This is a genomic window from Saccharopolyspora sp. 6V, assembly GCF_020176785.1.
GTDB classification, from domain to species: Bacteria; Actinomycetota; Actinomycetes; order Mycobacteriales; family Pseudonocardiaceae; genus Saccharopolyspora_C; species Saccharopolyspora_C gregorii.
Map to the genome: position 1 here is coordinate 15,869 of NZ_JAIUKB010000107.1, position 26,958 is coordinate 42,826.

Here is a 26,958-nt window from a genome sequence, read left to right on the forward strand (position 1 = left end):
GACCTTCCTCAGCACGCTGAAGGACTGACCTCCGGGCGACGCGCGGCCCCCCGCCCCCCCCCCCCCCCCCCCCCCCCCCACCCCCCCCCCCCCCCCCCCCCCCCCCCCCCCCCCCCCCCCCCCCCCGGCCGGGCCGCCGCGCGGCGCCCGGCCGCGGGTGTGCGTGGTGTGGGGCCGGTCGGCGACCCGCACGTTCGGCGCGACGGTGAACAAGATGCCGCAGGTGGTGGCGGCCGCGACCGGGCTGGGTTGTGAGGTGCTGCTGCTGGCCTCGCCCGCGGACGCGCGCGAGTGCGGGCCGCTACCGGAGTCGGTGCACGTGCGGACCGACCTGCCGCTGAGCCTGGTGCTGCCCGGGTGCGACGCGGTGGTGCACTACGGCGGCGGGGGAGCGACGATGACCTCGGTGGTGGCGGGGGTGCCGCAGCTGGCGCTGCCGTGCGGGTTCGACCAGACGTTGATGGCCCGGCGGATCACCGGTTCCGGGGCGGGGCTGGACATCCCGAACTGGGAGGCCGACGCCGAGGGCATCGGCGGAGCGCTGCACCGCCTGCTCACCGAACCGGCGTTCACCGAATCGGCTGCGGACGTGGCCTCCTCGGCGAACGAACTACCTGCCCCGGCCGAAGCGGTCCTCGCGCTTCGGGATCTCGTCGCGGGGCGCTGAGGTTCCGCCCCTTCGGGGTCGGGTGGCGGAACCTCAGCGCTTTCCTCGCTGCGGGATCGAGTGCACCGGTGGCTCCGCCACAGGCGACAACGCCGTCCTCGCGAGGAAAGCGCTGAGAAACCGCGGGCGTGCGTGGTCTCCGCTCAGCGGCGTCACCGCTGAAGAGGGCACGGCCTCGCCGCGCGGGTTCCTGCGTCCCGAATTCCGCCGGATCGTCGGTGATCAATCGGAATGCAAGTCCACTGTGGACGTCGGCAGGTAGGAGTGCAGGTACCGGTCCAGCAGGTCGTCCAGGTAGCCGGGGCCGAAGTCGTGCTCGGCGAACGCGGGCACCAGCCGGTGCAGCTTCGCCAGGTCCACCCGGGTCAGCTCTGGTGGGCGCGACAGCGCCCGCACCTCGGGGTCGGCGTCCAGCCGCCGCCGCAGCGCCGCCACCACGGTCGGCACCGGGATCGGCACCCCGGAGGCCACGTTCACCACCTCGTCGCGCACGCCCGCCGCGCACAGCGCGTCCAGCACCGGCGGCACGTGCCGCACGTCCAGCAGGTCGCGGTGCGCCTCGGGATGCACCGTCACCACCCCGTCCAGCACGCCGCGCACCAGCGACGGCAGCAGCTGCGCCGGTTGCTGCCCGTCCCCGACCAGGTGGGTCAGCCGCAGCACCAGGAACCGCGCGCCGGAGAGCTCGCACACGCGCTCCAGCGCCAGCTTGTGCCTGCCGTAGGCGTTCAGCGGGAACACCGGGCCGTCCTCGCGCCCCGGCGTCCCGTCGGAGCCGTAGATCGCCGCCGAGGACGTGGACAGGAACACCGCGGTCCGCCCGTCCGCCCGGCAGCGCCGCAGCACCTCGCCGACCAGCGCCGCCTCCCGGTCGAACTCGGCGGTGTCCGCGGCGGACGTGGTGGACACCCCGGCGGCGATCAGCACCACCTCCGGGTGCGCCGCGCCGAGCCACGCGGTGCAGTGCCGGGCGAGGAAACCGCTGCCGACGACCTCCATCAGGCGGGCACCCGCACCGCGGCGGCCCGCACCTGCTCCACCAGCCGCGCGGTCTCCTCGGCCGCGTCCAGCCACGCCGGTTCGTCCGGCGCGCGGTCCAGCACGGCGCGGGCGAACGCGGCGATCGAGTCGCGGAACTGGTGCGCGGCGGCGAGCACGAACTCCTCGGCGTGGTCCTGCTCGTCGACGCGCAGCAGCGGCCGATGCTCGGCGGGCGGGGTGAACGCGCGGTCCAGGCCCAGCGTGCCCGTCGCGCCCCACAGCCCGTAGCGGGACCGGTAGCCGTGCTGGAAGCCGAACTCCAGGTCGGCGAACACGCCGTCCGGCGACACCAGCAGCGCGTGCCCGGCGAGGTCCACGCCGCGCCGCTCGTCGACGCGCAGCACCGCCCCGGACAGCGCCAGGCCCGGACCGAGCAGCAGCTGCGCCGCCCGGATCGGGTAGACCCCGACGTCGAGCAGCGCGCCACCGCCGAGCGCCGCGTCGTAGCGGATGTCGGAATCCGGCAGCGGCGGGATGCCGAAGGTCGCGGTGAACGTGCGCAGCGCCCCGATCCGCCCGTCCGCGACGAGATCGGCGACGGTCCGGTGCTGCGGGTGGTGCAGGAACGCGAAGTTCTCCCGCAGCACCAGGTTCCGCTCCCGCGCCAGCGCGGTCAGCTCCCGGGTGCGGTCGGCGCGGTCGGTGAGCGGTTTCTCGCACAGCACGTGCTTCCCGGCGCGCAGCGCTCGCCGCGTCCACTCGTGGTGCAGCGCGGTCGGCAGCGACAGGTAGACGGCGTCGACCTCGGGATCGTCCAGCAGCGCCGCGTAGCCGGTGGTGGCGGTGCCGCCGAAGCGGTCCGCGAACTCGGCGGCCTTCGCCGCGTCCCTGCTGGCGACCGCGGTGATCTCCAGCTCGGGGATCTCGGCGGCGGCGGGCAGCGCGCGGCGCCGCGCGTTCGCCGACGAGGCCGGCACGCCGAGCCGGACCCGCCGGCTCACCGCAGGCCCCGCAGGCAGGCGATGAGGCTGCGGGCCTGCACGTTCACGTAGTGGCTGTGCTCCAGCAGCCCGGTCAGCTGGTGCAGCGCCAGCCACCGGAAGTCCGGCAGGTCCGAGTCGGGGAAGTCCGCGTCCACCTCGATGATCTGGTACCGGTTGCGGGCCTGGTAGAACCGGCCGCCCTCCTCGGACAGCTCGGTGTCGAACAGCACCTGCTCGGGCCGCCTGCCCAGCACCACGTCCAGGTGCGGCGGCCGGTAGTCGACGCCGAGACCGGCGTAGTTCTCGGGGGTGCACTGCACGGTCGGCGCCAGCTCCACCACGTCCAGGTAGCCGGGTTCGACGCGGGCGTTCAGCAGCGCGTGCAGCACCCCGTCGACGCGCTTCACCAGCAGCGCCACCACCCCGGTTCCGTGCGGGTGCAGCAGCGGCTGGGTCCAGCCGCCGACCTCGCGGCTGTTGCTGCGCACGTCCACGGCCAGCACGGTGAAGAAGGTGCCGAGCTCATGCCGGATCTCCGCGTCGGTGCGCCGCCAGCCGCGCACCGCGTGCAGCGGGATCAGCGAGGCCCGGACCTGGTGCTCGGCCTGCCGGGAGGTGATCCAGCTGCGCACCTCGGCGGTGGTGTGCAAGGTGCCCGAGCGCGGATCCCGGGACCGCGCCAGCGCGCCCGCCAGATCCGAACCGTCCACTTCGGACCCCTCGAACCCGCCGGGGAGGCAGGACAGCACGGTGCGGGCGTCCATGTTCACCAGGTCGTCCACCGCCAGCAGCCGGTGCAGCTGGCCGATCGTCACCCAGCGGAAGTCCTCGTGCTCCGCGACCGGTTCGCGCACCTCCACCAGCATGTTCCGGTTGCGCTTGCGGAAGAACCACGAGCCCTGCTCGGACTGCAGCACGTCGCTGAGCACCTGCTGACCCGCGGCCTCGCGGAAGTGCTCCAGGTACGGCACCGCGCCGCCCTCGTGCACCCGCGTGTAGTTGCTGCGGGTGGCCTGCACGGTGGGGGACAGCTGCACCCCGTTCACGTTGCCGGGTTCGGTCTTCGCCTGCATCAGGCAGTGCAGCACCCCGTCGATCTCGCGCAGCAGGATGCCGAGGATGCCGATCTCCGGCTGGTTGATGATCGGCTGCGTCCAGGAGCGCACCGGGCCGTGGTCGCTGGACACGCGCAACCCCTGCACGCTGAAGAACTTGCCGCTGGTGTGCCCGAGGTCGCCGGTGGCGTCGTCGAAGCGCCACTTGTCCAGCTCCGCGAACGGGATCCGCCGCACGTCGTGCAGCTGCGCGGCGCCGCGCTCCCGCACCCAGGCCAACAGCTCCTCGGTGGAGTGCAGCGCGTCCCGCTCGGCGCGCGCCGAGCGCGCCAACCGGTGCGGCAGGGTCGTGTCCGGCTTGCGCAGCAAGCCCGTTCCGGCGGAGGGCGCCATCGGGATCTCCTCACGGCGGTGCTGCCGGCGATCCGCTGGCGCGGCAGGCCGGGTCGCGACCATTCCTACCCGGGAAAGATTAGGAGAAACCCCAAGCCCGGCCGACGGTTCCACGATCGGATGATTGCGCGCGGAGCTCGCCGGGTAGCCGGGGGCTGATCGCGATTTCCGAACGGGAGGAGGCGCAGCACCATGACGACCGCACGGGAGATCATGACCGCGGGCGCCGAATGCGTGAACACCGATCAGACCGCCGCGGACGCGGCGCGCAAGATGACCGACCTCGGCGTCGGGGCGCTGCCCATCTGCGGCCCGGACGAGAAGATCAAGGGAGTGATCACCGACCGGGACCTGGTCGTCAAGGTGGTCGGCAAGGGCCGCGACGCCGGGACCTTCCCCGCCGGGGACCTGAACCAGGCCGAGGCGATCACCGCGGGCGCCGACGACTCCGCGGAGGAGGTGCTCGCCACGATGAAGGACCACCAAGTGCGCCGGGTGCCGGTGATCGACGGGCAGCGGCTCGTCGGCATGGTCTCGCTCGGCGACGTCGCCAAGGCCCTGCCGCACCACGAGGTCGGAGACCTGGTCGACACCCTGTCCACCTGACCAGATGCCGCTCCACTCCTGTTGCGGAGCGGGGCAGGTGGCGGAACCTCAGCGGTTCCCCCGCTGCGGGATCGATGTCACCGGTGGCTCCGCCACAGGAGAAATCGCTGTCCTCGCGAGGGAACCGCTGAGGACCCGCGGGTGGTCCGGTTGATCGGGTGGTCGCTGCTCATCGGCTTCGCCGCTGACAGGAAACAGCCGAAGAACCCACCGAGCAGGTTCGACGACAGCAGTATGCCCTGCTCTGCGGTGCGCAGCCGCCGGCGCCGCGACCTGTGCGGATCAGCGGACCAGGTCGAAGATCGTGAGGGCGGCGCCCGCGACGAACGCGACGGGCACCCCGATGGCGAGCAGCCGGTGGCGCTTCGTGCGCTCCTCCCGCAGCTGCTGCTCGGTCTTCGCGGCGATGATGAAGTGCCCCTTCTCCTGCGGCTTCGCGAGGACCAGCGGGCCGATGGCGTCGTGCACCTCGCCGAGCGCGTAGAGCCGGGTGCCCGGGCGGATCAGCCATTCCTTGTAGCGCATGCCGATCGTGGAGCTCCGATTCCCGAAGCTGAACCCGCCCAGCTGGAACCCGAATCCGCCACCGCCTCCGTTGTGCGGTTCGAACCGCTCGACCGACTGCTCGACGCCCTCGGGCTTCGTCCCCGCCGGGGCGATCCCGATGGTCCGGCCCTGCTCGTCGATCAGCGCGTAGCCCTCCTCCGAGGTGTGCTCGGAGACCGTTTCGGTCTTGCGGACCCGCCTGGTCCGGCCGTCGCGCTGCTCGACCTGCTCGTAGATCCGTTCCACCTGGTAGCGGTACCAGACGCAGGGCGCTTCGCTGAGCGCGGCGGTGAGCAGGCCTTCGGGGCGGGGGTGGGCGGCGCCGACGACCTCGGCGGTCCTGCGGAACCCGCCCCGCGCGCCGAGCTCGTCGGAGATGCGGCGCAGCTCCTCCAGCTCGTCGATCGTGGAGGTCTCGGTGCCGATCATCGCGTGGAGCTCGCTGCGGGTGCGGCGCATCCAGAAGAACCCGGCGACCGCCAGGGCCACCACGACCAATCCCACCAGCCACATGTCCCGTTCCCGTCCTTCGCTCCCACCCTGCGGTCGGAGATCGTATTCGCCGCACCGCACCGGCGGGTGCGGATCGAAAGTTCTGCTGCGAGATCGGATTCTCGACGATCCCTTTCGGCGGTCCGGCACCGGTGCGGCGCCCGGTTCACCCGCTCACCACACGTGTTCGGCTGTGCACAGCCGGCGAAGCGCCGATGGGGCGGTGCTGGGACGTCAGGCGCCGGGTCCGGGACGTCGTCGAGGCGCGACCAGTCTCGCCCGGCGTCGCCGCTGCGCGGGGCTCCTGGTGGCGCGGGCCGCAACGACCCTGGTGTTCGTGCGGCGCCTGCTCCAAGATGGGCGTGTCCCGGGAGGTGGGGCGCCGTGCGCCCCCGGCGGTCCGATGTGGACTGTCGCGTCGCGGTGTTCGACGCCCCAGTGAGTGCTCCTTCCCCGCCGTCGAGCAAGGGAGATCACGATGCCGAGACCGGTCACGCTGTTCACCGGCCAGTGGGCCGACCTGCCGTTCGAGGAGGTGTGCCGGCTGGCCGCCGGATGGGGCTACGACGGGCTGGAGATCGCCTGTTCCGGGGACCACTTCGAGGTGGACCGGGCGTTGGCCGAGGACGACTACGTGCAGGGGAGGCTGGACCTGCTTGCCGCGCACGGGTTGGAGGTGTGGACGCTGTCGAACCACCTGGTGGGCCAGGCGGTGTGCGACCACCCGATCGACGAGCGGCACCGCGGCATCCTGCCGTCCCGGATCTGGGGCGACGGTGCACCGGAGGGCGTGCGGACCCGTGCGGCGGAGGAGTTGAAGGACACCGCGCGGGCGGCGGCGAAGCTCGGCGTGTCCACCGTGGTCGGGTTCACCGGCTCCTCCATCTGGCACACCGTGGCGATGTTCCCGCCGGTCCCGGCGGAGATGGTGGAGCGCGGCTACGCCGACTTCGCCGAGCGGTGGAACCCGATCCTGGACGTGTTCGACGAGGAGGGGGTGCGGTTCGCGCACGAGGTCCACCCGAGCGAGATCGCCTACGACTACTGGACGACGCGGCGCGCGCTGGAGGCGATCGGGCACCGCCCCGCGTTCGGGCTGAACTTCGACCCGAGTCACTTCCTGTGGCAGGACCTGGACCCGGTGACGTTCCTGTGGGACTTCCAGGACCGGATCTACCACGTGGACTGCAAGGAGTCGGTGAAGCAGTTCAACGGCCGCAACGGCCGGCTCGGCTCGCACCTGCCGTGGGCGGATCCGCGGCGCGGCTGGGACTTCGTCTCCACCGGGCACGGGGACGTGCCGTGGGAGCCGATCTTCCGGGGGCTCAACGCGATCGGCTACTCCGGGCCGATCTCGGTGGAGTGGGAGGACGCGGGCATGGACCGGATGCTGGGCGCCCCGGACGCGCTCGCGTTCGTCCGGAAGCTGGCGGCGATCGAGCCGCCCGCGGTCGCCTTCGACGCCGCGTTCAGCACCGAGGCGTAGGCGCGTCCGCGGAACTCCGGCGTCGCCGTCACCTCGACGGCGGCGCCGTTCTCCGCTCCTGGGGCCCCGCGGAACTCGCGTCCGTTTTGCACGGAAAGGCGCGTTCGGCCCAGTCGGCGAGGGATCCTTCGGCGCTGCGGCGGCTCGGCGCGATGGCGGGTGGCCCGCTGGTCGGCGATCGGCGGTCCGGACCGGTGTTCCCGCAGCGCCCTTGCCGTTCCACTGTGGACTCGGCGAGGAGTTCCGGGCGAGATGGCGCGTTCTTCCCCCCGCATTCCGGATTCCCCGGGCAGCGCCCGAACGGACGCGGTCGGCTGCGCCCGTCCGGGCAGCGAACATCCGGGGGACATCGCTGATTTCTCCTTGACCGCAGGAGAAAACGTTCGCCTACTCTGTGACGAACTTCGTACGCTCCGCGCAAGAAGTGGGGTAGTCGGTGCAACCGGAGAACGCACACCAAGCTCGCCTGCTGACCTCGTTGCGGTTCGGCGGCGCCCAAGCGGCGGCGGAACTGGCCGCGCAGGTGTCGCTGTCCCGCTCCAAGATCGGTCAGGAGCTGGCCCGGTTGCAGGAACTCGGATTCGTGGAACGCGCAGGCAAGGCCGCCTCGCGGGGCGGGCGGCGCTCCGGCCTGGTGCAGCTGTCCCGGCGGCTGCGCTTCGTCGGCATCGACATCGGCGCCACCTCGCTCGACGTCGGGGTCACCGACGGACTGCTGGACCTGGTCGCGCACACCAGCGAAGGCATCGAGATCAAGGACGGCCCGGACGCCGTGCTCGGCCGCGCCGTCGACGTGGTCGAGGAGATGCGCGCCGCCGGGCACCTGCCGGGCCTGCACGGCGTGGGCATCGGGGTGCCCGGCCCGGTGAGCTTCCGGGACGGGTTCACCGTCTCCCCGCCGATCATGCCCGGGTGGGACCGCTACCCGGTGCGGGAGTACTTCGCGCAGCGGCTGGGCGTGCCGGCGCTGGTGGACAACGACGTGAACCTGATGGCGCTCGGCGAGATGTACCGCGGGCTGGGCCGTTCGGTGCCGGACTTCCTGTTCGTCAAGATCGGCACCGGGATCGGCTGCGGCATCATCACCGGGAACCGGGTGCTGCGCGGCAGCAACGGCAGCGCCGGGGACATCGGGCACATCGCGGTGCACGACACCGGGCCGGTGTGCGGCTGCGGGCGGACCGGGTGCCTGGAGGCGTGGTTCAGCGGCGCCTCCCTGTCCCGCGACGCCACCGCGCTGGCGCGCAGCGGCGAATCACCGGAGCTGCGGGAACTGCTCGCCGGTCGCGACGTGCTCACCGCGCACGACGTGGGAACCGCGATGCGCCACGGCGATCCGCTGGCGCTCGGCCTGGTGCGCGAGGGCGCGCGGCGGCTGGGCACGGTGCTGGCCGGGCTGGTGAACTTCGCGAACCCCGCGATGATCGTGGTCGGCGGGGGAGTGGCCGGGCTCGGCCACCCGCTGCTGGCGGAAGTGCGCAGCGAGCTCTACCGGCGATCCACGCCGCTGGCCACCAGCAGCCTGCCGATCGCGCTCTCCGAACTGGGCGGGACCGCCGGAGTCGTCGGCGCCGCCGGACTGATCAGCGACCACGTGCTCGGCGGCGCAGCCGCGCCTTGACCGGGGGACCCCGGCACACCGATCGGCGAGGAGCCGCCCGAGCTCCCGCAGCACCACCCTGGACGCGCTCCGCACGACAGGAGGACGGGATGAACGCACTCGGTGTCGCCCTGGTGGGCCACGCCTTCATGGGAGTGGTCCACTCGCAGGCGTGGCGGACCGTGGGACGGGTCTTCGACCTCCCGGTCCGGCCGGAGATGGTGGTGCTGTGCGGACGCCGCAAGGACGCCGTGCACCATGCCGCCGCCCGGCTCGGCTGGCGGGAGGACAGCGACGACTGGAAGTCCGCGCTGCTGCGCGACGACGTGCACGTCGTCGACATCTGCACCCCCGGCGACAGCCACGCCGAGATCGCGATGAGCGCCCTGGAAGCCGGCAAGCACGTGCTGTGCGAGAAGCCGCTGGCGAACTCGGTCGCCGAAGCGGTCGCGATGGCCGACGCCGCGGAACGCGCGCGGCAGCGGGGGATCCGGTCGATGGTCGGGTTCAACTACCGCCGGGTTCCCGCGCTGTCGCTGGCGAGGACGCTGGTCGCGCAGGGCAGGCTGGGTCGGATCAGGCACGTGCGCGCCCAGTACCTGCAGGACTGGCTGCTCGACCCGCAGGCCCCGCTGACCTGGCGGTTGCAGGCCGAACGCGCCGGATCCGGGGCGCTCGGCGATCTGGGCGCGCACCTGGTCGACCTCGCCCAGTTCCTGCTGGACGACGAGATCACCAGCGTCTGCGGCCTGGTCGACACCTTCGTGGCCGAACGGCCGCTGGGCGCGGGCACCGACCGCACCGGTCCGGTGACGGTGGACGACGCGACGATGTTCACCGCCCGCTTCGGCGGCGGCGCGCTCGGCACTTTCGAGGCGACCCGCTACGCCGCGGGGCGCAAGAACGGGTTGCGCGTCGAGATCAACGGCAGCGCGGGCAGCCTCGCGTTCGACTTCGAGTCGATGAACGAGTTGTCCTTCTACGACGCGACCGAGGACGCGGCCACCGCGGGGTTCCGCCGCATCCTGGCCACCGAGGCCGACCACCCGTACCTGCGCGCCTGGTACCCGCCGGGGCACGTGCTCGGCTACGAGCACACGTTCACCCACCAGCTGCGGGACTTCGTGACCGCCATCGGCGAGCGCACCAGCCCCAGCCCGGACTTCGCCGCCGGGCTGCGGGTGCAGCGGGTGCTCGACGCGGTGCAGCGCAGCGCCGCCGACCACAGCAGGTGGACACCGGTCGGAGGCGGCAGATGACCCGACCGCGGACGGACGACGTGCTGGTGATGTCCGGCATCGTCAAGGTGTTCCCGGGCGTGCGCGCCCTGGACGGGGTGGACCTGCGGGTGCACCCTGCTCGACGAGGACGTGCCGGGCACGCTGCGCCAGGTGGCCGAGCTCGGCTACCGCAGCGTCGAGACGGCGGGCACGCACGGCCGCACCGCCGCCGAGTTCCGCACCGTCCTCGACGACCTCGGGCTGCGCGCCACCTCCGGGCACGCCGACCTCGACGGCGGGGTGGACGCGCTGATCGAGGACGCCCGCGCGCTGGGAAACCGGCAGGTCGTCGTCCCGCACGCCGTGTTCGACACGGCCGACGGCTGGCGCGCGTTCGCCGACGAGCTCAACGAAGCGGGCCGGAAGTGCCGCGCCGCCGGGTTGCGGTTCGGCTACCACAACCACGACCACGAATTCGCGCCGGTGGACGGCGTCCTCCCGTACGACGTCCTGCGGGAGCGCACCGATCGCAGGTTCGTCCACTTCGAACTCGACCTGTACTGGGCGGTGCACGCGGGCCAGGACGTGCTCGCGCTGATCGACGCCGAACGCGACCGCATCCGCCAGCTGCACGTCAAGGACCGCGCCCTCGACGGCGAGATGGCCGACCCGGGCACCGGCACGATGGACTTCCCGGCGATCTTCGCGCACGCCCGGTCCGCCTGGGAGTACATCGTCGAGCACGACCAGCCGACCGATCCGCTGCGCACCGCGGGCGTCGGCTTCGACTACCTCCGCGCCGTCCGCTGGTGACGCGGGCCGCCGGTGCCGCAGCCCGGCACCGGCGCCCGATCCGCCGTGGTGCGACGCACGCCGTCACACTTCCCGCGGCCACCACGTCCCCCTCTTGGAACGAGGAGGGACCGGATGGAGTCGAAGAACGTCATCGTGTGCACGTCGGTGTCGCACGGCGGCACCCGCCGGATCGCCGAGGCCATGGCCGGGGTGCTGGACGCCGAGGTCGTCCCGCCGCAGCGGGCCGATCCGGACTTGCTCGCCCGCGCCGACCTGGTCGGCTTCGGCTCCGGTGTCTTCCACGGGCGGATGCACGCGGACCTGCTCGGCCTCGCGCGGGCGCTGCCGCGCGGGCGGGGGAGCGCTTTCGCGTTCGCCACCAGCGGGTTCCTCGAGTTCCCGCTGCTGCCGTTCACCCGGCCGCTGGCCCGGTCGCTCGCCGACGCGGGGTTCGCGGTGCGCGGCACCTTCACCTGCCGGGCGTGGGATACCTGGGGGCCGTTCGGGCTCGTCGGCGGCCTGCACCGGCGGCGGCCGGACGAGCGGGACCTGGCCGCGGCCCGGGAGTTCGCCGGGCGGATGCGGCGGGCGGTGGGCTGACGAGGCGGGGAACCGGCTCGGTCACCGCGGCCGGGCCGGGTGCACCGCGTCGGCGAGGAGTTCGTAGGAGCGCCGCCGCCGCGCGTGGTCGTGCACCGGCGTGGTGATCATCAGCTCGATGCTGCCGGTCCGCGCCGCGATGGCGAGCAGTTCCCGCCGGACCGTTCCTGGAGATCCGGCGACGAGGCCGGGGGAGCAGGACTCGACCTCCGCCCGGTCCAGCCCGGCCAGCTCCGCGGCGGCCCGCTCCGGGCTCGGTAGCAGGATGCGCCGACCGCGCCGGCGGCTGAGAGTCTTCCAGCGCGTCGACCCGGCGAGCCGCTCGGCCTCGGCGTCGCTCTCCGCGCAGATCACCGCCACGCTGACCAGCGTCACGGGCTCCGCCAGGTGCGCCGACGGCCGGAACGACTCCCGGTAGACCCGCGCGGCTTCCGGCACGCCCTCCGGATCGAGGTGGTGGGCGTGCGCGCACGGCAACCCGTGCTCGGCGGCCAACCGCGCCCCGGTGCCGGACGACCCCAGCAGCCAGATCTCCGGGCGGTTCCCGCGCGCGGGTACCGCCCGCGACTCCGGTTCGAAGCAGGCCAGCAGTTCGCCGAGCGCGGTGGCGTGGGCCGGTGCCGTCGTCGCCTCCGGGGGCCGCCGCAGCGCCGCGGCCATCGCGGGCGTGCCGCCGGGCGCCCGGCCGATCCCCAGGTCGATTCGGCCCGGGTGCAGGGCGGCGAGCATGCCCCACCGCTCGGCCACCAGCAGCGGCGGATGGTTCGGCAGCAGCACTCCGCCCGCGCCGACGCGCAGCCCGCTCGTGGCGGACGCGATGGCTCCCGCCAGCACCGCGGGCTCCGCGCACGCCACGCCGCGCATCCCGTGGTGCTCGGGAACCCAGTAGCGGTGGAACCCGGTCCGATCGGCGAGCCGGGCCAGGTCCAGCGTCCGGTGCAGCGCCTCCGCCGCCGAAGAACCCTCGACGATCGGCGAGGTGTCCAGCACCGACAACGTCAGATTGCACGCCACCCGCGGGATTCTCCCCGGTGGCCCGGGGAGCCCGCCCCGCGGATCAGCGCGGCACCTGCGTCATCAGGTCACCGACCTGCTGCTGCGCCGGGATGAACAGGTCCGGGTTCATCGCGCCCAGCACGAACGCGATCCCGGCCAGCACGCCCAGGACCAGTCCGATGATGGCCATGATGAGCCCCGCGGTGGCCACGCCCTTGCCGGTGCGCTCGCGCTGCATGCCGTCCTTGCGCCCGAGGATGCCGAGCACGATGCCGACGATCCCGAACACGATCGCCAGCGGCGCCAGCACTCCGGTCAGCCCGCAGAGCAGGGCCAGCAACCCGAGCACGAGGCCGAACACGGCCATCGGACTGGTCTTGGCCCTGGGCATCTCGGTGGGGGCGCCCGTCGTCCACGAAGTTCCCTGCTCGGGCTGCTGCCCGGTGTCGGTCTGCCGCGGGTCGACCTGGCTCGCCCCGGGGTGCTGCGCCTCGGCCTCCGAGGTGCCGGTCTGCCGCACCTGCCGCGGGTCGGTCTGCCGTTCCACGTCGTGCGAGTCGTACGAGTGCGCCATGGCGGTTCCTCTTTCCCCCGCGCGGATCTCCGGTGGAGGACCAGGCTCGCCGACACCGTCGCGGGCTGCGGACGCCGCTCGTGCCTCCTCGCGGTGCGGGCCGGAGCCCGTCCGCCTCCCCGGCGAGCACCTCGGGCGGTCTTCCCCCCGAGGCCTGGCCTCACCGTGCGGGTGCCCCGCCCACCAGGGCGGGCAAACCCCGCCCCCTCGGCCGTCCGGCGACCCGGCGCCGCGAGCACCGCCCGCTCCGGTTCCTCCCGCGGATCAGCGCCCGGGTGGATCACCGGGGCAGAACGTTCTCGGCGGGCGAAGGGGAAATGCCCGTGCCCGATCGTGCCGATTCGCGGGAGGACCGCATGCCGGGCGGTCGGAACGGGACGATCGCGCATTGCGCTGATCGGCTCAGCGCCACCGCGACTTTCGCCGGAATCGTCGGCACACGAACTGGTGCGCACCCGTTCGACCTGCGGTTCGAGCAGCGCGGATGCTCGTTCGAAGGCGTCGGTCACGGTTCTGCGTTCCGCGGGGGAATCGTCGTAGACCCTTCGTAGGGTTCGCGCATGACAGCAGTCCAGACGTATTCCTACGTGCGGCCGTCGGCCGTGCGCGGATCCGGTTCCGGCCGGGCGCTCGCGCTGGAGACCTCCGGCGGTTCCACGCCGAGCGGGGACGTCGCCAACCCGGTGTTCTTCCGCGGTTTCCTGACGGCGCCGCTCGCCGCCGCGGCAGGCGTGCTGGCGGTCGCGGAGGTGGCGCAGGCCCGCTACGTCCGGCAGGACGCCGCGCGGTCCCGGGACCCGGTGGTGACCGCGAACGGGGACCGGTTGCGGGTGGAGTCCTTCTCCGGCTGCGGCGGCGTGTACGCGCGCCTCGACGTGCTGGCTCCGGGGCTCGACGGCGACGAGATCGGGCACGGCACCACGAACGTCGACGTCAACCCGCCGTTGCAGCGGGCGCTCGCCACGCTCGGCGGTCTGGACCCGCTGCACCTGGCGATCGGCCCGGACGAGCTGGCGGTGCGCACCTTCGACGGCCGGTTCGTGGAGAAGCGGGTCCCGCTGCCCGAGCGCTGGTTGCGCGGTTTCGCCGAAGCCCAGGTGCTCGGCGCGGGTTTCGAGCTGCGTGCCGAGGTGCCCGCGGCGGAAGCGGCGGCCCTGCTGCGGATGCTGCCCCGGCCGAACCCGTCCGCCGGCGTCCGCGGCACGCGGTGGGTGCTGCCGGTGGGCGGCGCGCTGCGGCCCGTCACCCGGCCGGCGCCGGGCGCGATCCCGCTGCCCGGTCCGGAGCGGTTGCACGCGGTGCGGCACGTGCTGCCGCACGCCGTCGCGTTGCGCGCGTACTCCCCGGCGGCCGAGGAGAGCACCGCGGTGGCCTGGGAGGTGGAGCTGCCGCACCTGCGGCTCACCCTGATGCTCTCGCCGGAACCCGGGCGCGGGTTCTCCGGCGAAGGCGGCGTGCTCGACGATCTCGCGACGGGCAGCGCCGAGGCCGACGCCGACCTGATCTCCGCGCTGCTGGCGTGGGAGCCGACGATCGACGTGCCCGAACTGGCCCGGCAGGCGGACCTGCCGCCGGAACGGGTGCGCGCCGCGCTGACCGTGCTCGGCACCTCCGGGCAGGTCGGCTACGACCTCGCCGAGCAGGCGTACTTCCACCGCTGCCTGCCGTTCTCGGCGGGTGCCGTCGAGACCCGCAACCCCCGGCTGCGGCGGGCGCGGGCGCTGATCGCCGAGGGCTTGGTCCGGCGCGACCGCGAGATCTTCCAGGTGGGCACGCCCGCCCGGGCCCAGCTGGTCCGAGCGGACGGCGCGGGGGCGCTGAGCTGCACCTGCCCGTGGTGGGCGAGGTACCGCGGCGGACGGGGGCCGTGCGCGCACGTGCTCGCCACCCGCATGTTCCAGGAGGTCGCGAAGTGACGTTGCTCGAACTGGTGGAGGCGGCCGACTGCGACGGGGTGATCGAGGCCCTGCCCGGGCTGCCCCCCGAGGAGCGCGACGCCGAATGCGGCGAACGGCTGTTCGCGGCGCGACGCGCGCGGTCGGACGAGTGGACGTTCGCGCAGGAGTGGGCCTGGCTCGCGGCGACGCTGGGCTGCGCGATCAGCCCGGCGGAGGCCGCGGAGCAGCTCATCAGGTTCCGCGGCACCGCAACCGACCGGAGCGGGCAGCTCAGCGGTGCCGTCGACGTGCACCCGGTCGCCTGGCGGATCGAACTGGTGGCACGGATCCGGGACGCCGTGCCCGACGAGGGGTACTCGTGCTGTTTCCGGCTCGTCGAGCACATCGCCCGCGGAACCGGGGCGCCGATGCCGGACCGCGACGTGTTCCTCCGCGCGTGGCTGTTCAACCACTTCGGGCACTACCGGCACGTCGGCAGCTCCCGCTTCGACCCGGCGGACGTCGAGCGGCTGCGCGCGGACCCGCTCACTCCGGTGTTCCTGCCCCTGGCCCTGGAACGGCCCGGAGTGCCGGTGCGGTCCTGGCTGCTGCCGTTCGTCCAGCTCGCCGAGGACGGACTGCTGGAGCGGCGGGCGCTGCTGCGTCGGGTCGTGGCGGAGGTGCGGCAGGACGGCGGGGTTCCCTTCGGCCACGCGCAGGAGTGGGAGCTGCTCGCCCCCACCCGGGAGGAGCGGGCCGAACTGGCCGACGACCTCGCCGCAATCGTCGAGGCCCAGCTGACCCGCCTGCACCAGGACGGCACCCGGAAGACCACCGAGCCGACGCGGGACTACCTGCGCGTGCTGCTCGCCGATCCCGCGGACAACGTCCGGTACGTCCGGGACCACCTCGCGCTGCTGGACAAGTCGTTGCCGGTGGCCGCGCTCGCCCAGGAACAGCTGGTCGAGGTCGACCGGGTGGAACCGCTGGAACCGGAGCTCGTCTCCGACGCGTCCGCGCGGATCCTGCTGCGGGAGGAGAAGAAGCTGGTCCGCACCCAGCTGTCCTGGCTCGACCGGCTGGCGAAGGGCGATCCCGCCCGCGCGCACCGCGTGGTGCTCGACGCCGCGCTCGCCTTCGACAACCGGGACGTGGTGCTGCAGGAGCGCGCGCTCCACGTGATCGCCCGGCACCTGCGGTCCGCGGGGGACGACGTGCTGCCCCGGCTGCGCACCTCGGCCGCGCGGCTGCACGCGAGCCTCGCACCGCGTGCCGCGGAAGTCCTCGGCAGCGAGGAAGCGGGCGGCACCTGCGTCGAGGCGCTTCCGCCCGCCCCGCGACCGGAACCGGTACCGGGACCGATCGAGACGGTGGTCGAAGTCGCGCAGGAGGTGGCGGTGGCCATCGCCGACGACTGGGAACCGATCGGTTTCGAGCGCGCCCTCGACGGCGTGGTCCGCCACGCCGCCCTCGACCGGGCCGGACTCACCGAGGCGCTGCGCCCGGTCGCCCGCAAGGAGCCGCGTGGGCTCTTCGGGCAGGGGCCGTACCTGTTCGACGTCGTGCGGACGCTGCGCGGTGACGAGCCGCGGGAGTTCGCCCTCACCGGTGCGATCTGGAACCGGTACCGGAGGGACGAGGCCGTGCTGTCCCCGCCGGAGTCCATGTTGGACGCGCGGATGCTGGAGGTGCTGCGCATCGTCGAGTCCGGCTCGCAGCCGTTCCTGCTCGCCACGCCCACGTGGTCCACGGGCGCCCTCGACGCGGACGTGCTGGTGGAGCGGATCGCGGCGTTCGAGGAGCTCGGGGTGGTGGCGGCCGAGCACGACTTCGCCCAAGCGCTGCTGCGGGTCGACCCGGCCCCCGGCGAGCGGGTCGTGCGCACCGCCGAGGCGTTGCGCTCCGAACCGGGGCGGCGACTCGCGCGGTGGCTGCGCGGCGGCGGCCTGCCGCACCAGGACTCCACCCCCGCCGGCTGGGCGGAACCGGCCGCGCACCGCGACGCGTTGTGCCGCCCGGCGCACCCCGGCCCGGGGATCGAGCTGCCGCTGCCGCCCGCGGCCGCAGACCTGGTCGGCGACGCGCAGCGGGAGCGGGTGCGCTGCGGGCTGGACCCCTTCTGGCTCGCACAGCTGCCGCACCACCGCGACGAGGTCGTGGCCCGCGACATCAACACCGCGTTCGTGCGGGGGTGGGGCAACGAGCGGTTCCTGCCGCACCTCGCCGCCGCGGGCGGCCCGGCGGGCTTCGCCGTGCACCGCCTGCTGGCCGGCGAGATCGGCAGCTGCCGTCCTGCCCTGCGCGACCTCGTGCTCGACTCGTTCCTGGTGCTGGCCGCCCGCGGGCAGCTGGACACCGGACTGCTCGGCGAGCAGCTCGGGGCGATGTTGAGCGGAGGCAGGATGAAGGTGAGCGACGTGCACGCCACGCTCCAGGCCGCGGCCGACACCGGTGCCTACCGCACCACCTGGTGCGTGCTCGCCGCGGCGCTGCCCGGCCTGCTCGGCGGCGACATCCCCCGCGATTCGGCACGCCTGCTCGCGCTCGCCACCGAATGCGCCGCGCGCTGCGGCGCCACGGGCGAGATCCCGGCCGTCGCGGAGGTCGCCGCCCGCAAGGGGTCCACCCAGCTGGTGAAGAGCGCCCGCGCCCTGCGGGACGCGCTGGCCTAGCACCGCGTTCTTCGGCGGGCCGGCCTCCGGGACCCGCCGAAGAACGCGGCACCGCCTCCGGCGATGCCCGGTGCAGGATGTTCCTCGCCCAGCCCGGGTGCGCACCGCAAGGCAGCGGAGATCGCCGTTGATCACCCGCCGTGACGAGCGTGGCCTGCCGAGCGAACCCGGTGGACGACCGACGGCGGCCCGGCCCCGCGAGTCGTCCGGCGTGGGCCCAAGTCCGCGGCCCGGGACCCACTCGCCGACCCGGGCGTGGTCAGTCGAGGATGTGCGCGGCGAGCGCGTCGAGCATCCGGTGGTCCGCCTCCTGCGAGCGCATCTCGTCCGGAGTGCCGGGGTAGGTGTCGAACAGGACGTGCGTCGCGCCGAGCTCCGCGAGCCCGCCGAGGTCCCGGCGAACCTGGTCCAGCGTGCCCTGCCCGGCCAGGCGCGTGTCGTCGTCCAGCGCGGAATCGGTGAGCAGCAGGGGAAGCCGCGGCGCGAAGCCGGGCGCCGCGCGACCGGCGTCCTCGGCGGCGCGCAGCAGCGCGGGCACGCCCTCGTCGCGCAGCCACGCGACCCGCTGGTCGAACGGGTGCCACGCGTCGCCGAACCGCACCGCCCGGCGGATCGCCGCGTGCCCGTTGCCGCCCACCCACAACGGGGGACGGCGGGTCGGGAGCGGGCCGGTGGACACCTCGTCGAAGGACACGAACTCACCGTGGAACGACAGCGTCTCCTCGGTCCACGCCCGCGTCAGGACCTCCAGGTACTCGTCGGTCATCCGGCCGCGGCGCTCGAAGGGCAGCCCCAGCGCCTCGAACTCCTGGCGCGCCCAGCCGATCCCGGCCCCGAACAGGAACCGCCCGCCGCTGAACCGGTCGATGTTGGCGGTGACGCGGGCGGTGTGCAGCGGGTGGCGGTACGGCACGATCGCGACCGTCGTGCCGAGCTCGATCCGCTCGGTCTGCCCGGCGAGCCAGGCGAGCGTGGTGAACGGGTCGTAGAACGGCGCCGGGTACGGTCCGGCCGCGTCCGGCGTGACCGCGACGTGGTCGGAGATCATCGCGAAGCCGAACCCGCGATCCTCCGCGTACCGGGTCCAGCCCAGCAGCGTCGACGGATCCGTGCCCGGCCCGAAGTTCAGTACGTTGACGCCGAATCGCACCCGTGGCTCCTCGTCCTCGTGGACCTCCTGCGTCCCCAAGGCTGTCTTCCCCGCGCGATTCCGTCCAGCAGCCGCCCGGCCGATGTGCGGTGGCCGGGTGGCTCGTGCGCCACCCGGACCCCCTCCGGGTCGGTCGCGGCGTCCCCAGGCCCTGAATCAGCTGGGTGAGACCCGAATCCGCTGCCCGCCCACCCGGCGTCGCGCTGGAAGATCCCGCACGGACGAGGAGGGGGCCGGGTCCGAGGAATTCCTCCCGGAGCGTGGTCACGCACCTGCTGTGGCGGGGCCGAACCACTTGGTCAGGGCCTCGCGGAGGGATCGGGCGTCCGGTCGGGCGTCGTTCGACGCCCAGGCCGTGTAGCCGTCCGGGCGGAGGAGCATCGCGGTGGTCGAGGTGTCGGCGCGACCGGTGACGACCTGCACCCGGTCCCGCCAGCCGGACAGCGCGTCGACGAGCGAGCCGGTCGTGTCCAGCAGGAGCGGCCGGGCATCCGCGGTCAGCTCCGCCAGCCGGACGGATCCGCCGGCGGTGTCGAGCCGCAGGTCCGGCGCCCACCGGCCGACCAGCGGGTGCTCGGCGTCAATGCCCATCTCGTAGCGGACGTCCGCGCCGGACATCAGGTCCGCGATGTGCTGCACGTTGCGCGGCTCGTGGAGGAGTTCGCCGAACAGCTCCCGCAGCGCGCCGATCTCGTCGCCGGGGGAGAGCAGCGCGGACTGGGCCAGGGTGTGCATGACGACCCGCCGGGCCACCGTTCGCCGTTCGGTCTCGTAGCTGTCCAGCAACCCGGGCGGGGCCCAGCCGTGCAGTTCGGCGGCGAGCTTCCAGCCGAGGTTCACGGCGTCCTGCAGCCCGAGGTTCAGCCCGGGGCCGCCGATCGCCGAGTGCACGTGGGCCGCGTCGCCGACCAGCAGCACCCGGCGGTCCCGGAACCGGTCGGCCAGCCGGGTGTTGCCGCTGGCCAACCGGCGCAGCTGGTGCGGGCCGTCGCCCTCGGGCGGGCCGAGCGGCAGGTCGGCACCGAGCACGCGGCTCGCGCTCGCGTGCAGCTCGTCCACCGTCATCGGCTGGTCGGTGGGGCCCGCCGACCATTCCATCGTGGACACCAGCGGTGCTCCCCCGGGGAACGGGGCGTAGGCGAGCACGCCGCGCTCGGTGCGGTGGTGGATGAACGGTGGTACGAAGCCGTGCCCGGGCACGTTCAGGCCGAGCGTCGTCGGGTCCACCAGCGACGGCGGGACGGTGACGTGTGCCAGGCGGGAGACCACGTCGTCCTTGGTGGCTCCGGGGAATCCGATGCCGGAGAGCTTGCGCGTCTGGCTGCGCCCACCGTCCGCGCCGACCAGGTAGCGGGCGCGCAACCGGTGCGGTCCGTCCGGTCCGACGACGTCGACGGCGACGAAATCGGTGTCCTGGGCCAGCCCGACGAGTTCGTGCCCGCGACGGATCTCCGCGCCGAGTTCGAGGGCGCGCTCCTCCAGCACCTGCTCGATCCGGCGTTGCGGCACGCCCAGCGCGTACATCGGGTTGTCGTCGAGAACCTCCAGTTCGAGCCGCATCGCGCCGAACGCGAAGGCGGGGATCGGTTGCGGCGGACCGGAATTCCCGTTGAGACGCTCGTACAGGCCCCGGCGGTCGAGCATCCGCACCACCTGGCCGACCAGTCCGTTGGCGCGGTGTTCCGCCGTCCGCCCCGGCAGGCGTTCGAGCACCAGCGGCCGGATCCCGGCCAAGCTCAACTCGCAGGCCAGCATCAACCCGTTCGGCCCGGCGCCTGCGATGACGACATCGGTGGTCACGGATTTCTCCTTGCTTCCGGAGGAGAACGACGCGTGGGACCGCGTCGTCCGGTGGTGGTCGGGACTACGGCACGGGCAATCCCGCGGCGAGCTGCCGCAGCGCGTCGCGCAGCACCGGTGCCATCGGAGTGGGCTCGGCGGCCCTCAGCCAGTGCTCGGTGGCGACCGCGATCGCAGCCCCCACCGCTCCGGCCACCAGCCGCGGATGCAGGTCGCGGGCCGGATCGGTGCCGGTGCGCTCGGCGACGGCGGCGGCGAGCTCGGCCTCAGCCGCGGCGTTGGCCTTCATGAACTCGCCCTGCAGCGCTGGTTCCGAGACCATCAAGCGCACGCCGTCGAGCCACTGCTGCTCCGGTTCGCGCTCGCCGGCGCCCTGCCCCAGCGCGAACCGGGCCAACGCGGCGTTGGTGATGGCCGTCCACAACGGCTCGGACGCGGGCCGCGCCCGCAGCTCCACCGCGATCTGTCGGGCCCGCTCCAGGTGCCGCGCGGCGATCGCCTCGCCCTTGCCGGCGAAGTAGTTGTTGAAGGTGCGCGGGGAGACACCGACCTCGGCGGCGATGTCCTCCACCCGCACGTTCTCCAGCCCGCGCTCCACCGCGAGCCGGATGGCCGCCCAGCTCAGCGCGAGCCGCGTCTCCTGCTTCTTGCGCTCGCGCAGTCCGATCCGCTCACCGTCCACGCCACCCACCGTACACGCGAACTTGCGCGCCACGCAAAAATGCGCAACCAGAAAAAATGACCTGCCCTGTCTTGTCCCGTTACGACGTGCCGGAACCGTGCTCGACGCGGTGCGGGAATCTTCGGAGACGCAGAGAGCGCACGACACGAGCCGAGGCCACCGCTGGGTTGCGGCGCATCCGCCACGAGGGTCAACGGCAGCTCACCCGAGACGGGATCCACCAACTCGTCACCCGGATCGGTGGTCCACACGAACTGCTCCGCAACGCGGACAACGACGACAAGACCGACCTCTACGGCAACGTCGGCCTCCGCCTCACCTAACATCCCCACAACGACGAAGTCCGGGTCGAGATGACTCTCGACCCGGACTCGTTGGAGCATTGGTGCGTGTCCGAGGGGGACTTGTGCACTAACCACACGGCTCCTGCTTCCCGAGAAAGGTTGAAGCAGAAGGCGTCAATTCCAGATTGGGCACCGGTTGGGGCCCTGGTTACGGAACGCTGCGCGGTGTCGACTTCGAGTCCATCATCGACTTCGCCCGGCTCGGATGAGGATCTCGCCAGCGTGCCGCGATTCTCGGTAGCGCTGTGTGGAGAAGAGGCCCTGCATGCGGGTCATCGCACCAGAGGGGTGACCGTGTTCGCCTGTGTCGGGAGCCTTACTCGGTTCTGGAGACCGTGTCCTGGTCGACCTGTTCGGTGAGATAGCTCTGCATCAGTTCGCGGGCGTCGAGCCGGAAGAGGTTGAGACGGCGGGTGTGGCGCAGCAGCAGCAGGCCGGACGCGTGTGCGAACGCTTCTGCAGTCAGGCGGGTGGCCACCTCTGTTCCGAACAGCTCTGCTGCGGCGCTGCGGGCCGGTTCGAGGGTGGCGAGCAGTGCCGCGTTGAGCTCGCGATTGGTCTCCTCGTCGGAGAGTCCGTGTGGTGCCATGCCACCGGAGAACAGGTAGAACCCCATGTCGAGGTCGCGGGGGTTCTCGTCGTAGAAGTCGAAGAAGGCCAACGCGGCGGCGACGTAGCGGGACGCTGCGGTGGCGACATGGGACGCTGCGGTTTCGGTCGCGCTCTGCAGCCGCCTGAGTGATTCGTTCAGCGCCGCTGCGTAGATGTGCTCCTTGCTCGGGAAGTAACCGTAGATCGCCCCCGGGGTGTAGCCGGCCTCTTTGGCGATCGCTCGCATGCTGGCTTCACGCAGCCCGTCACGAGCGAAAACGCGCAGCGCTCCCTCGAGTATCAGCGCTCGCTTGGTCTCGCTCACCGCATCGAGTCGCTCCGCGCGGGCACCCTCAGCCATGTCCTTCGCCCTTCCTTCGTGTTGACGGTGACGCTACACTCTGAACACCGTTCAATCGAATGAACAACGTTTAGTCGCCGAGAGGGAGAGCCAGCTCATGACTGCCGTCACCGCCATCGGTGCCAGCGAGCGAGTCGCTGACTACAACGACCGCTTCCAGACCTTCCTCGACCAGGAGGTCGCCCCGATCGAAAAGGAGCTGGCACAGCAGGGCGCTGGCACGGCCAGCCAGCCACAGTTCGACGAGCAGGGACGGATGCATCCGGCGGTGTGGGAGGCGCGGCGGCAAGTCCAGCGCCGCGCGGGTGCGCTCGGCCTCTACGCGCCGCACAACTCGGTCTCTGCTGGTGGCAGGGGTTTCACCCGGGTTGAGATGCACCACGTCGAGGAGTTCGTCTACCACCGATCCGGTCTCGGGCTCGGCCTGGCCGCGCTGGCCTGGACCGAGGGGCCGAACCCGGCGATCGAACACTGCTCGCCGACCATGCGGGAGCAGTATCTGCAGCCGCTGATCGAGGGGGAGATCACGGCGGCGTTCTGCAACACCGAGCCCAGCGTCGGCTCCGATGTCCTGGCGATGTCGACCCACGCGACCCGCGACGGTGACGACTGGATCATCAACGGCAAGAAGGCGTGGATCACCAACTCGCACTTCGCCGACGTCCTGCAGGTCGTGGCCGTCACTGAGCCCGGTGCTCGGACTCGGTCGCTGTCGATGTTCCTGGTCGACGCCAACGCGCCTGGGGTGACTCGGGGGCGTGATCTGCCGACGATGATGGCGGACGGGTTGACCGGCACGCTGGAGTTCAGCGACGTGCGGGTTCCGGCCGAGAACGTCGTCGGCGAGATCGGCGACGGTTTCGCACTGGCGATGTCGTGGATCAACTGGCGCCGGCTCTGCCGCGGTGGCATGTGCGCCGGCTGGGGTGCCTGGTTGCTCGAACGGGCCCTGGACTACACCCAGGAGCGCACCTCGGGTGGCGAGCCGATCGCCGCGCAGCAGGCGGTGCAGCACATGTTGGCGAACATGGATGCCGATATCTACCAGGCCCGCGCCACGTCTCTGGTGGCGCAGGCCGAGCTCGATGAGCTGGGCCCGTTCGCCATGCCGATGCACTCCGATGCTCCCCGGTTGATCAGCCTGGTCAAGGTGATCAACGACGAGGCGTTCTTCCGCGTCGCCGACACCGCGGTGCAGGTGCGCGGCGCGATGGGTCTCATGCAGGACTCGCCGGAGGAAAAGCTGTTCCGGGTCGCGCGCAACCTCCGCATCCCGGCCGGAACGTCTGAGATCCAGCGCAACGGGATTGCGCGAGGCCTGTTGAAGAGGCGAGCTGCATGACGACCGTGACGACCCCGCTCACGCAGTACTCGCCGGGCGGGGGGTGTGCCTGCAAGATGCCGCAGAGCCTGCTCAACGACGTGCTCGCGTCGCTGAATGCGGGCGACTGCGCGGGCAGTGGCCGCGCCAGTCCTGCTGGTGCGGCCCTGAGGGTCGGGTTGTCGCCGGCGGATGACGCGGCCGTTTTTGACGTGCCTGGGCTTGAAGGCCGTTCCTTGGTGGTGACCACCGATTTCCTGACTCCGATGGTGGATGATCCCTACGATTGGGGACGCATCGCGGCCACCAATGCCCTGTCGGACGTCTACGCGATGGGTGGGCGCCCGCTGTTGGCGCTGAACCTGCTCGCGTGGCCGGAGAACCTCGACCGCGCACTGCTCGCGGAGGTCTTGCGGGGAGGTGCGGGCGCGGTCGCTGAGGCTGGCGCGGTGCTGGCCGGCGGGCACAGCATCGTTGACCCGGCCCCCAAGTACGGGCTGGCCGTCGTGGGCGAGGTCGACGAGAACTCCATCCTGCGCAAGGGCGGGGGTCATGCTGGCGACCTGCTCGTGTTGACCAAGCGGCTCGGCGCCGGGGTCATCGGGACGGCGGTGAAACGGGGACAGGCACCGGACGCGGCCGTCAGCCAAGCGGTCGCCACGATGAGCCGCTCCAACGCCTCCGCGGCCGGGGTGGCCACGACCGCGGGACTGCGCGGCGGCACCGATGTCACGGGCTACGGCCTCATCGGCCACCTGCATGAGATGGCGCTCGCGGCCGGCCTCGAGGCCCGAATCCGGCCGGAGACCGTCCCGCTGCTGCCCTCGGTGGCTGAGCTCGTGCGGCAGGGGTGCGCGCCGGATGGCAGCCGTCGCACTCTCACCGACGCGCTCGCCGCGGGCTGGTTCGACCCCGCCACCGCCGATGAAACCACGCAGCTGCTGCTGGCGGATGCCCAAACATCCGGCGGTCTGCTGCTGTGCGTCCCCCCGGCTGCCGCGAGCTCGACGATTGCGGCCTTGCACGGGCGCGGTGATGCGGAGGCAGCCGTGGTCGGTGAACTCGTCGCCGGACGCCATGGCCACGTTGCGATCGAGACGCAACCAGGCACTGGGGGAGGGGAGTGCCGATGGACCGTTTGAGTTGCGTGACCGGCCGGTTCCAACCGGTGCATGAACAGCACTTGGATCTTTTCGAGATCGCGCTGCGTGATGCCGACCATCTCATCATCGCGATCACCAACCCTGATCCTGTTGCGCGGCAGGAGGAATCGACGTCGGCACACCGGCACCTGGCCGAGGCCAACCCCTTCACCTACTTCGAGCGCGCCCGGCTCCTGCACGCGGCGTTAGCAGACCGGGGCTGGGTGGAGAGGACGACCATCGTGCCGTTCGATCTCACCCGGCCGGAGTGCTGGCCGCACTACGTCCCGCTGCGTGCCCGGCAGGTGGTGCGCGCCTACAGCGACTGGGAGCGCCACAAGGCGGGGCTGCTGGCTGACGCCGGGTATTGGCTCACGGTGCTTGACGGCGATCCGACCGCCAAGATCTCCGCCACCGACATCCGCGCACACCTGGAGGACAAGACGGCGACGTGGACGGGCTTGGTGCCCGCCTCCATCGTTCTGCCCCTGACCGAGCTGCTGAAAGACCGGTCAGCAGCACGTACTGGAGGTCGATGATGACGCCGCCTGGATACGGCGAAACCCAGCCCCGGCTGGAGGACGACCGGTTGCCGATCGTGCTGGTCATCTTCGACGGGCTGGGCGATCGTCCCATCCCCGAACTCGGTGGCCGCACTCCCGCCGAGGCGGCCCACACCCCGCATCTCGATGCCCTGGCCCGTGACGGCGCTTCCGGCTGGCACCTGCCTTTCGGATGGGGACGAGCACCAGCCTCCGAACTGGCCCACTGGGCGATGTTCGGCTACTCCACGGTGCCCTTCCCCGGTCGCGCCGTGCTGGAAGCGCTCGGCGCCGGACTCGACGTCGCCCGCGACTGCGCGGCCACGCACGCGGCGCTGCGCACCTCGCGCCGCGACGGCGACCGCCTGTGGATCGCCGGACGGGCCCGCGTCGACGACGACGCCGACATCGCCGCCCTGTTGACCGGCCTCGGGCCGGTGCTCGCCGAGCACGGGATGAGCCTGCAACGCCACGGTACGACCGGCGAAGCGCTGCTGACCGCCCCCGCTCACGGGTGTGCGCAGGTGACCGACTCGGATCCGCTGTTCGAGAACTTCCACCCCTGGATGCAGCCAATCCCGACCAGCGTGACCGGTTCGGCCTTCGCCGAAGCACTCACCGCGGCACTGCAAGCAGCACACCGCTACCTGCGCGCCAGCGACATCAACACCGCCCGGCAACTCCGCGGGCTGCCCGCGCTGGACGTGCTCACCACCAAGTGGTCCGGCCGCTATGGCGACATTCCCTCATTCGTCGAGCAGGTCGGCGTCGCCGGCGCCGCGGTCACCAGCACCCGCCTGTACCGCGGGATCGCCACAGCCCTGGACATGGCCTCGGTGCACCTGCCCCCGGTCGACGACCCGGTTCGTGACATCGCAGCACGACTCGAGGCCGCAGAGGACCTCATCGCCTCCGGTGCCCGTTTCGTGCACGTCCACACCAAGGCCACCGACGAAGCCGGCCACACCAAGCAACCCCACGCCAAACGCGACGTCCTCGAAGCACTCGACCGGGGCCTGACCGGCCTGGCCAGCCTCGCCGACAGGGCGATCGTCGCAGTGACCGGGGATCACGCCACGCCCTCCACCCACGGGGTGATGCACACAGCCGACCCCACACCTTTGCTCGTGGCCGGCCCGACGGTAAGGCCCGACACCGTGACCGAATGGGGAGAACTGCCTGCCCGTGACGGGTGGTGGGGCAACGTCCGAGCCGAGGAATTGCTGCCCCTGCTGTTGGGGCAGGCCAACCGGCCGGTCTTCCTCGGCCACCGCATCACCACCCACCCGGTGATCGCACTCGCCGATACACCACGACCGATGCCGGTCACCGAAGACGTCATGACCGGCCGAAGCTGACCTGGGTGGCCAACCCGACTCCAGGTCCCGCCACTCCGACACCCGGCCACCCTCGAGGCGCCGGAGTGGCCCCAGCACCACACATTTCAGACCGGAAGCCCGTGACAAAGCAGTCACGGGGATC

At 72.4% G+C, this 26,958-nt stretch carries 24 protein-coding genes; 14 read left to right on the forward strand and 10 right to left on the reverse strand.

Annotated features, from left to right (window positions below; translation table 11 throughout):
- The first annotated feature begins 214 nt into the window (after window positions 1-214).
- Window positions 215-667 (forward strand): glycosyltransferase, encoded by a 453-nt coding sequence (locus LCD35_RS20705; protein WP_225044690.1) that lies wholly within the window; start codon window positions 215-217, stop codon window positions 665-667.
- A 222-nt stretch (window positions 668-889) separates the two neighbouring features.
- Here LCD35_RS20705 and LCD35_RS20710 read toward each other — a convergent pair whose 3' ends face one another.
- From LCD35_RS20710 to LCD35_RS20720, 3 genes are read right to left on the reverse strand one after another with little or no spacing between them, the layout of a single operon-like run.
- Window positions 890-1,666, reverse strand: coding sequence for an NAD(P)-dependent oxidoreductase (locus LCD35_RS20710; protein WP_224968938.1), 777 nt, complete (start codon window positions 1,664-1,666; stop codon window positions 890-892).
- Window positions 1,666-2,649, reverse strand: coding sequence for a Gfo/Idh/MocA family protein (locus tag LCD35_RS20715; protein ID WP_225044691.1), 984 nt, complete (start codon window positions 2,647-2,649; stop codon window positions 1,666-1,668). Before LCD35_RS20715 ends, LCD35_RS20710 begins: the two co-directional genes overlap by 1 nt.
- The gene (locus tag LCD35_RS20720) at window positions 2,646-4,079 is read right to left on the reverse strand and encodes an NDP-hexose 2,3-dehydratase family protein (RefSeq protein ID WP_224978056.1); all 1,434 of its coding nucleotides are present in this window, start codon (window positions 4,077-4,079) and stop codon (window positions 2,646-2,648) included. Before LCD35_RS20720 ends, LCD35_RS20715 begins: the two co-directional genes overlap by 4 nt.
- Window positions 4,080-4,271: 192 nt before the next feature.
- On the opposite strand from LCD35_RS20720, the gene LCD35_RS20725 reads away from it, so the two are divergent.
- Complete coding sequence (locus LCD35_RS20725; protein ID WP_224968838.1) at window positions 4,272-4,685, forward strand: CBS domain-containing protein; 414 nt, start codon at window positions 4,272-4,274, stop codon at window positions 4,683-4,685.
- Window positions 4,686-4,967: 282 nt separating this feature from the next.
- Here LCD35_RS20725 and LCD35_RS20730 read toward each other — a convergent pair whose 3' ends face one another.
- On the reverse strand, window positions 4,968-5,744 hold the full coding sequence (locus LCD35_RS20730) for an E3 ubiquitin ligase family protein (RefSeq protein WP_225044692.1): 777 nt from the start codon (window positions 5,742-5,744) through the stop codon (window positions 4,968-4,970).
- Between the two features lie 457 nt (window positions 5,745-6,201).
- Here LCD35_RS20730 and LCD35_RS20735 point away from each other — a divergent pair, with 457 nt between their 5' ends.
- The 5 genes from LCD35_RS20735 (at window position 6,202) to LCD35_RS20755 (ending at window position 11,424) form a co-directional block, all read left to right on the forward strand.
- Complete coding sequence (locus LCD35_RS20735) at window positions 6,202-7,209, forward strand: sugar phosphate isomerase/epimerase (protein WP_224977412.1); 1,008 nt, start codon at window positions 6,202-6,204, stop codon at window positions 7,207-7,209.
- Window positions 7,210-7,645: 436 nt separating this feature from the next.
- Window positions 7,646-8,830 carry an ROK family protein gene (locus LCD35_RS20740; RefSeq protein ID WP_225044693.1) on the forward strand — a complete coding sequence of 395 codons (1,185 nt, stop codon included), beginning with the start codon at window positions 7,646-7,648 and terminating at the stop codon, window positions 8,828-8,830.
- Window positions 8,831-8,919: 89 nt separating this feature from the next.
- On the forward strand, window positions 8,920-10,068 hold the full coding sequence (locus tag LCD35_RS20745) for a Gfo/Idh/MocA family protein (RefSeq protein WP_224977414.1): 1,149 nt from the start codon (window positions 8,920-8,922) through the stop codon (window positions 10,066-10,068).
- Between the two features lie 111 nt (window positions 10,069-10,179).
- A complete protein-coding gene (locus tag LCD35_RS20750; RefSeq protein WP_225044694.1) occupies window positions 10,180-10,842 on the forward strand; it encodes a sugar phosphate isomerase/epimerase in 663 nt (220 codons plus the stop codon).
- Window positions 10,843-10,956: 114 nt separating this feature from the next.
- Window positions 10,957-11,424 carry a flavodoxin family protein gene (locus LCD35_RS20755; protein WP_225044695.1) on the forward strand — a complete coding sequence of 156 codons (468 nt, stop codon included), beginning with the start codon at window positions 10,957-10,959 and terminating at the stop codon, window positions 11,422-11,424.
- A 21-nt stretch (window positions 11,425-11,445) separates the two neighbouring features.
- On the opposite strand, the gene LCD35_RS20760 is transcribed toward LCD35_RS20755, so the two are convergent.
- A complete protein-coding gene (locus LCD35_RS20760) occupies window positions 11,446-12,438 on the reverse strand; it encodes an LLM class flavin-dependent oxidoreductase (protein ID WP_225044696.1) in 993 nt (330 codons plus the stop codon).
- 43 nt (window positions 12,439-12,481) lie between these two features.
- A complete protein-coding gene (locus LCD35_RS20765) occupies window positions 12,482-12,994 on the reverse strand; it encodes a DUF4190 domain-containing protein (protein WP_224957796.1) in 513 nt (170 codons plus the stop codon).
- Window positions 12,995-13,554: 560 nt separating this feature from the next.
- On the opposite strand from LCD35_RS20765, the gene LCD35_RS20770 reads away from it, so the two are divergent.
- Window positions 13,555-14,910 (forward strand): SWIM zinc finger family protein, encoded by a 1,356-nt coding sequence (locus tag LCD35_RS20770; RefSeq protein ID WP_224957798.1) that lies wholly within the window; start codon window positions 13,555-13,557, stop codon window positions 14,908-14,910.
- Window positions 14,907-17,543 (forward strand): DUF6493 family protein, encoded by a 2,637-nt coding sequence (locus LCD35_RS20775; protein WP_225044697.1) that lies wholly within the window; start codon window positions 14,907-14,909, stop codon window positions 17,541-17,543. The genes LCD35_RS20770 and LCD35_RS20775 overlap by 4 nt, the downstream gene beginning before the upstream one ends.
- 259 nt (window positions 17,544-17,802) lie before the next feature.
- Here the strand turns inward: LCD35_RS20775 and LCD35_RS20780 are convergent, their stop codons facing one another.
- The 3 genes from LCD35_RS20780 to LCD35_RS20790 all read right to left on the reverse strand — a co-directional run bounded on the left by LCD35_RS20780 (window position 17,803) and on the right by LCD35_RS20790 (window position 21,175).
- Window positions 17,803-18,693, reverse strand: coding sequence for a TIGR03619 family F420-dependent LLM class oxidoreductase (locus LCD35_RS20780; protein WP_225044698.1), 891 nt, complete (start codon window positions 18,691-18,693; stop codon window positions 17,803-17,805).
- A 264-nt stretch (window positions 18,694-18,957) separates the two neighbouring features.
- Complete coding sequence (locus LCD35_RS20785) at window positions 18,958-20,493, reverse strand: FAD-dependent monooxygenase (protein ID WP_224957804.1); 1,536 nt, start codon at window positions 20,491-20,493, stop codon at window positions 18,958-18,960.
- Between the two features lie 64 nt (window positions 20,494-20,557).
- The gene (locus LCD35_RS20790) at window positions 20,558-21,175 is read right to left on the reverse strand and encodes a TetR family transcriptional regulator (protein ID WP_224957806.1); all 618 of its coding nucleotides are present in this window, start codon (window positions 21,173-21,175) and stop codon (window positions 20,558-20,560) included.
- 167 nt (window positions 21,176-21,342) lie between these two features.
- Here LCD35_RS20790 and LCD35_RS20795 point away from each other — a divergent pair, with 167 nt between their 5' ends.
- Entirely contained in the window at window positions 21,343-21,498 is a 156-nt protein-coding gene (locus LCD35_RS20795; RefSeq protein WP_224957809.1) for a hypothetical protein, read from the forward strand.
- 337 nt (window positions 21,499-21,835) lie between these two features.
- On the opposite strand, the gene LCD35_RS20800 is transcribed toward LCD35_RS20795, so the two are convergent.
- The gene (locus LCD35_RS20800; RefSeq protein ID WP_224957811.1) at window positions 21,836-22,471 is read right to left on the reverse strand and encodes a TetR/AcrR family transcriptional regulator; all 636 of its coding nucleotides are present in this window, start codon (window positions 22,469-22,471) and stop codon (window positions 21,836-21,838) included.
- Window positions 22,472-22,568: 97 nt separating this feature from the next.
- Here LCD35_RS20800 and LCD35_RS20805 point away from each other — a divergent pair, with 97 nt between their 5' ends.
- The 4 genes from LCD35_RS20805 to LCD35_RS20820 are packed head-to-tail and all read left to right on the forward strand — an operon-like array spanning window position 22,569 to window position 26,834.
- On the forward strand, window positions 22,569-23,813 hold the full coding sequence (locus LCD35_RS20805; RefSeq protein ID WP_224957814.1) for an acyl-CoA dehydrogenase family protein: 1,245 nt from the start codon (window positions 22,569-22,571) through the stop codon (window positions 23,811-23,813).
- Window positions 23,810-24,934, forward strand: coding sequence for a selenide, water dikinase SelD (gene selD, locus LCD35_RS20810; RefSeq protein WP_224957816.1), 1,125 nt, complete (start codon window positions 23,810-23,812; stop codon window positions 24,932-24,934). The genes LCD35_RS20805 and selD overlap by 4 nt, the downstream gene beginning before the upstream one ends.
- Window positions 24,922-25,473 (forward strand): adenylyltransferase/cytidyltransferase family protein, encoded by a 552-nt coding sequence (locus LCD35_RS20815; RefSeq protein WP_224957817.1) that lies wholly within the window; start codon window positions 24,922-24,924, stop codon window positions 25,471-25,473. The genes selD and LCD35_RS20815 overlap by 13 nt, the downstream gene beginning before the upstream one ends.
- On the forward strand, window positions 25,470-26,834 hold the full coding sequence (locus LCD35_RS20820) for an alkaline phosphatase family protein (RefSeq protein WP_224977423.1): 1,365 nt from the start codon (window positions 25,470-25,472) through the stop codon (window positions 26,832-26,834). The genes LCD35_RS20815 and LCD35_RS20820 overlap by 4 nt, the downstream gene beginning before the upstream one ends.
- The last annotated feature ends 124 nt before the right edge of the window (window positions 26,835-26,958 follow it).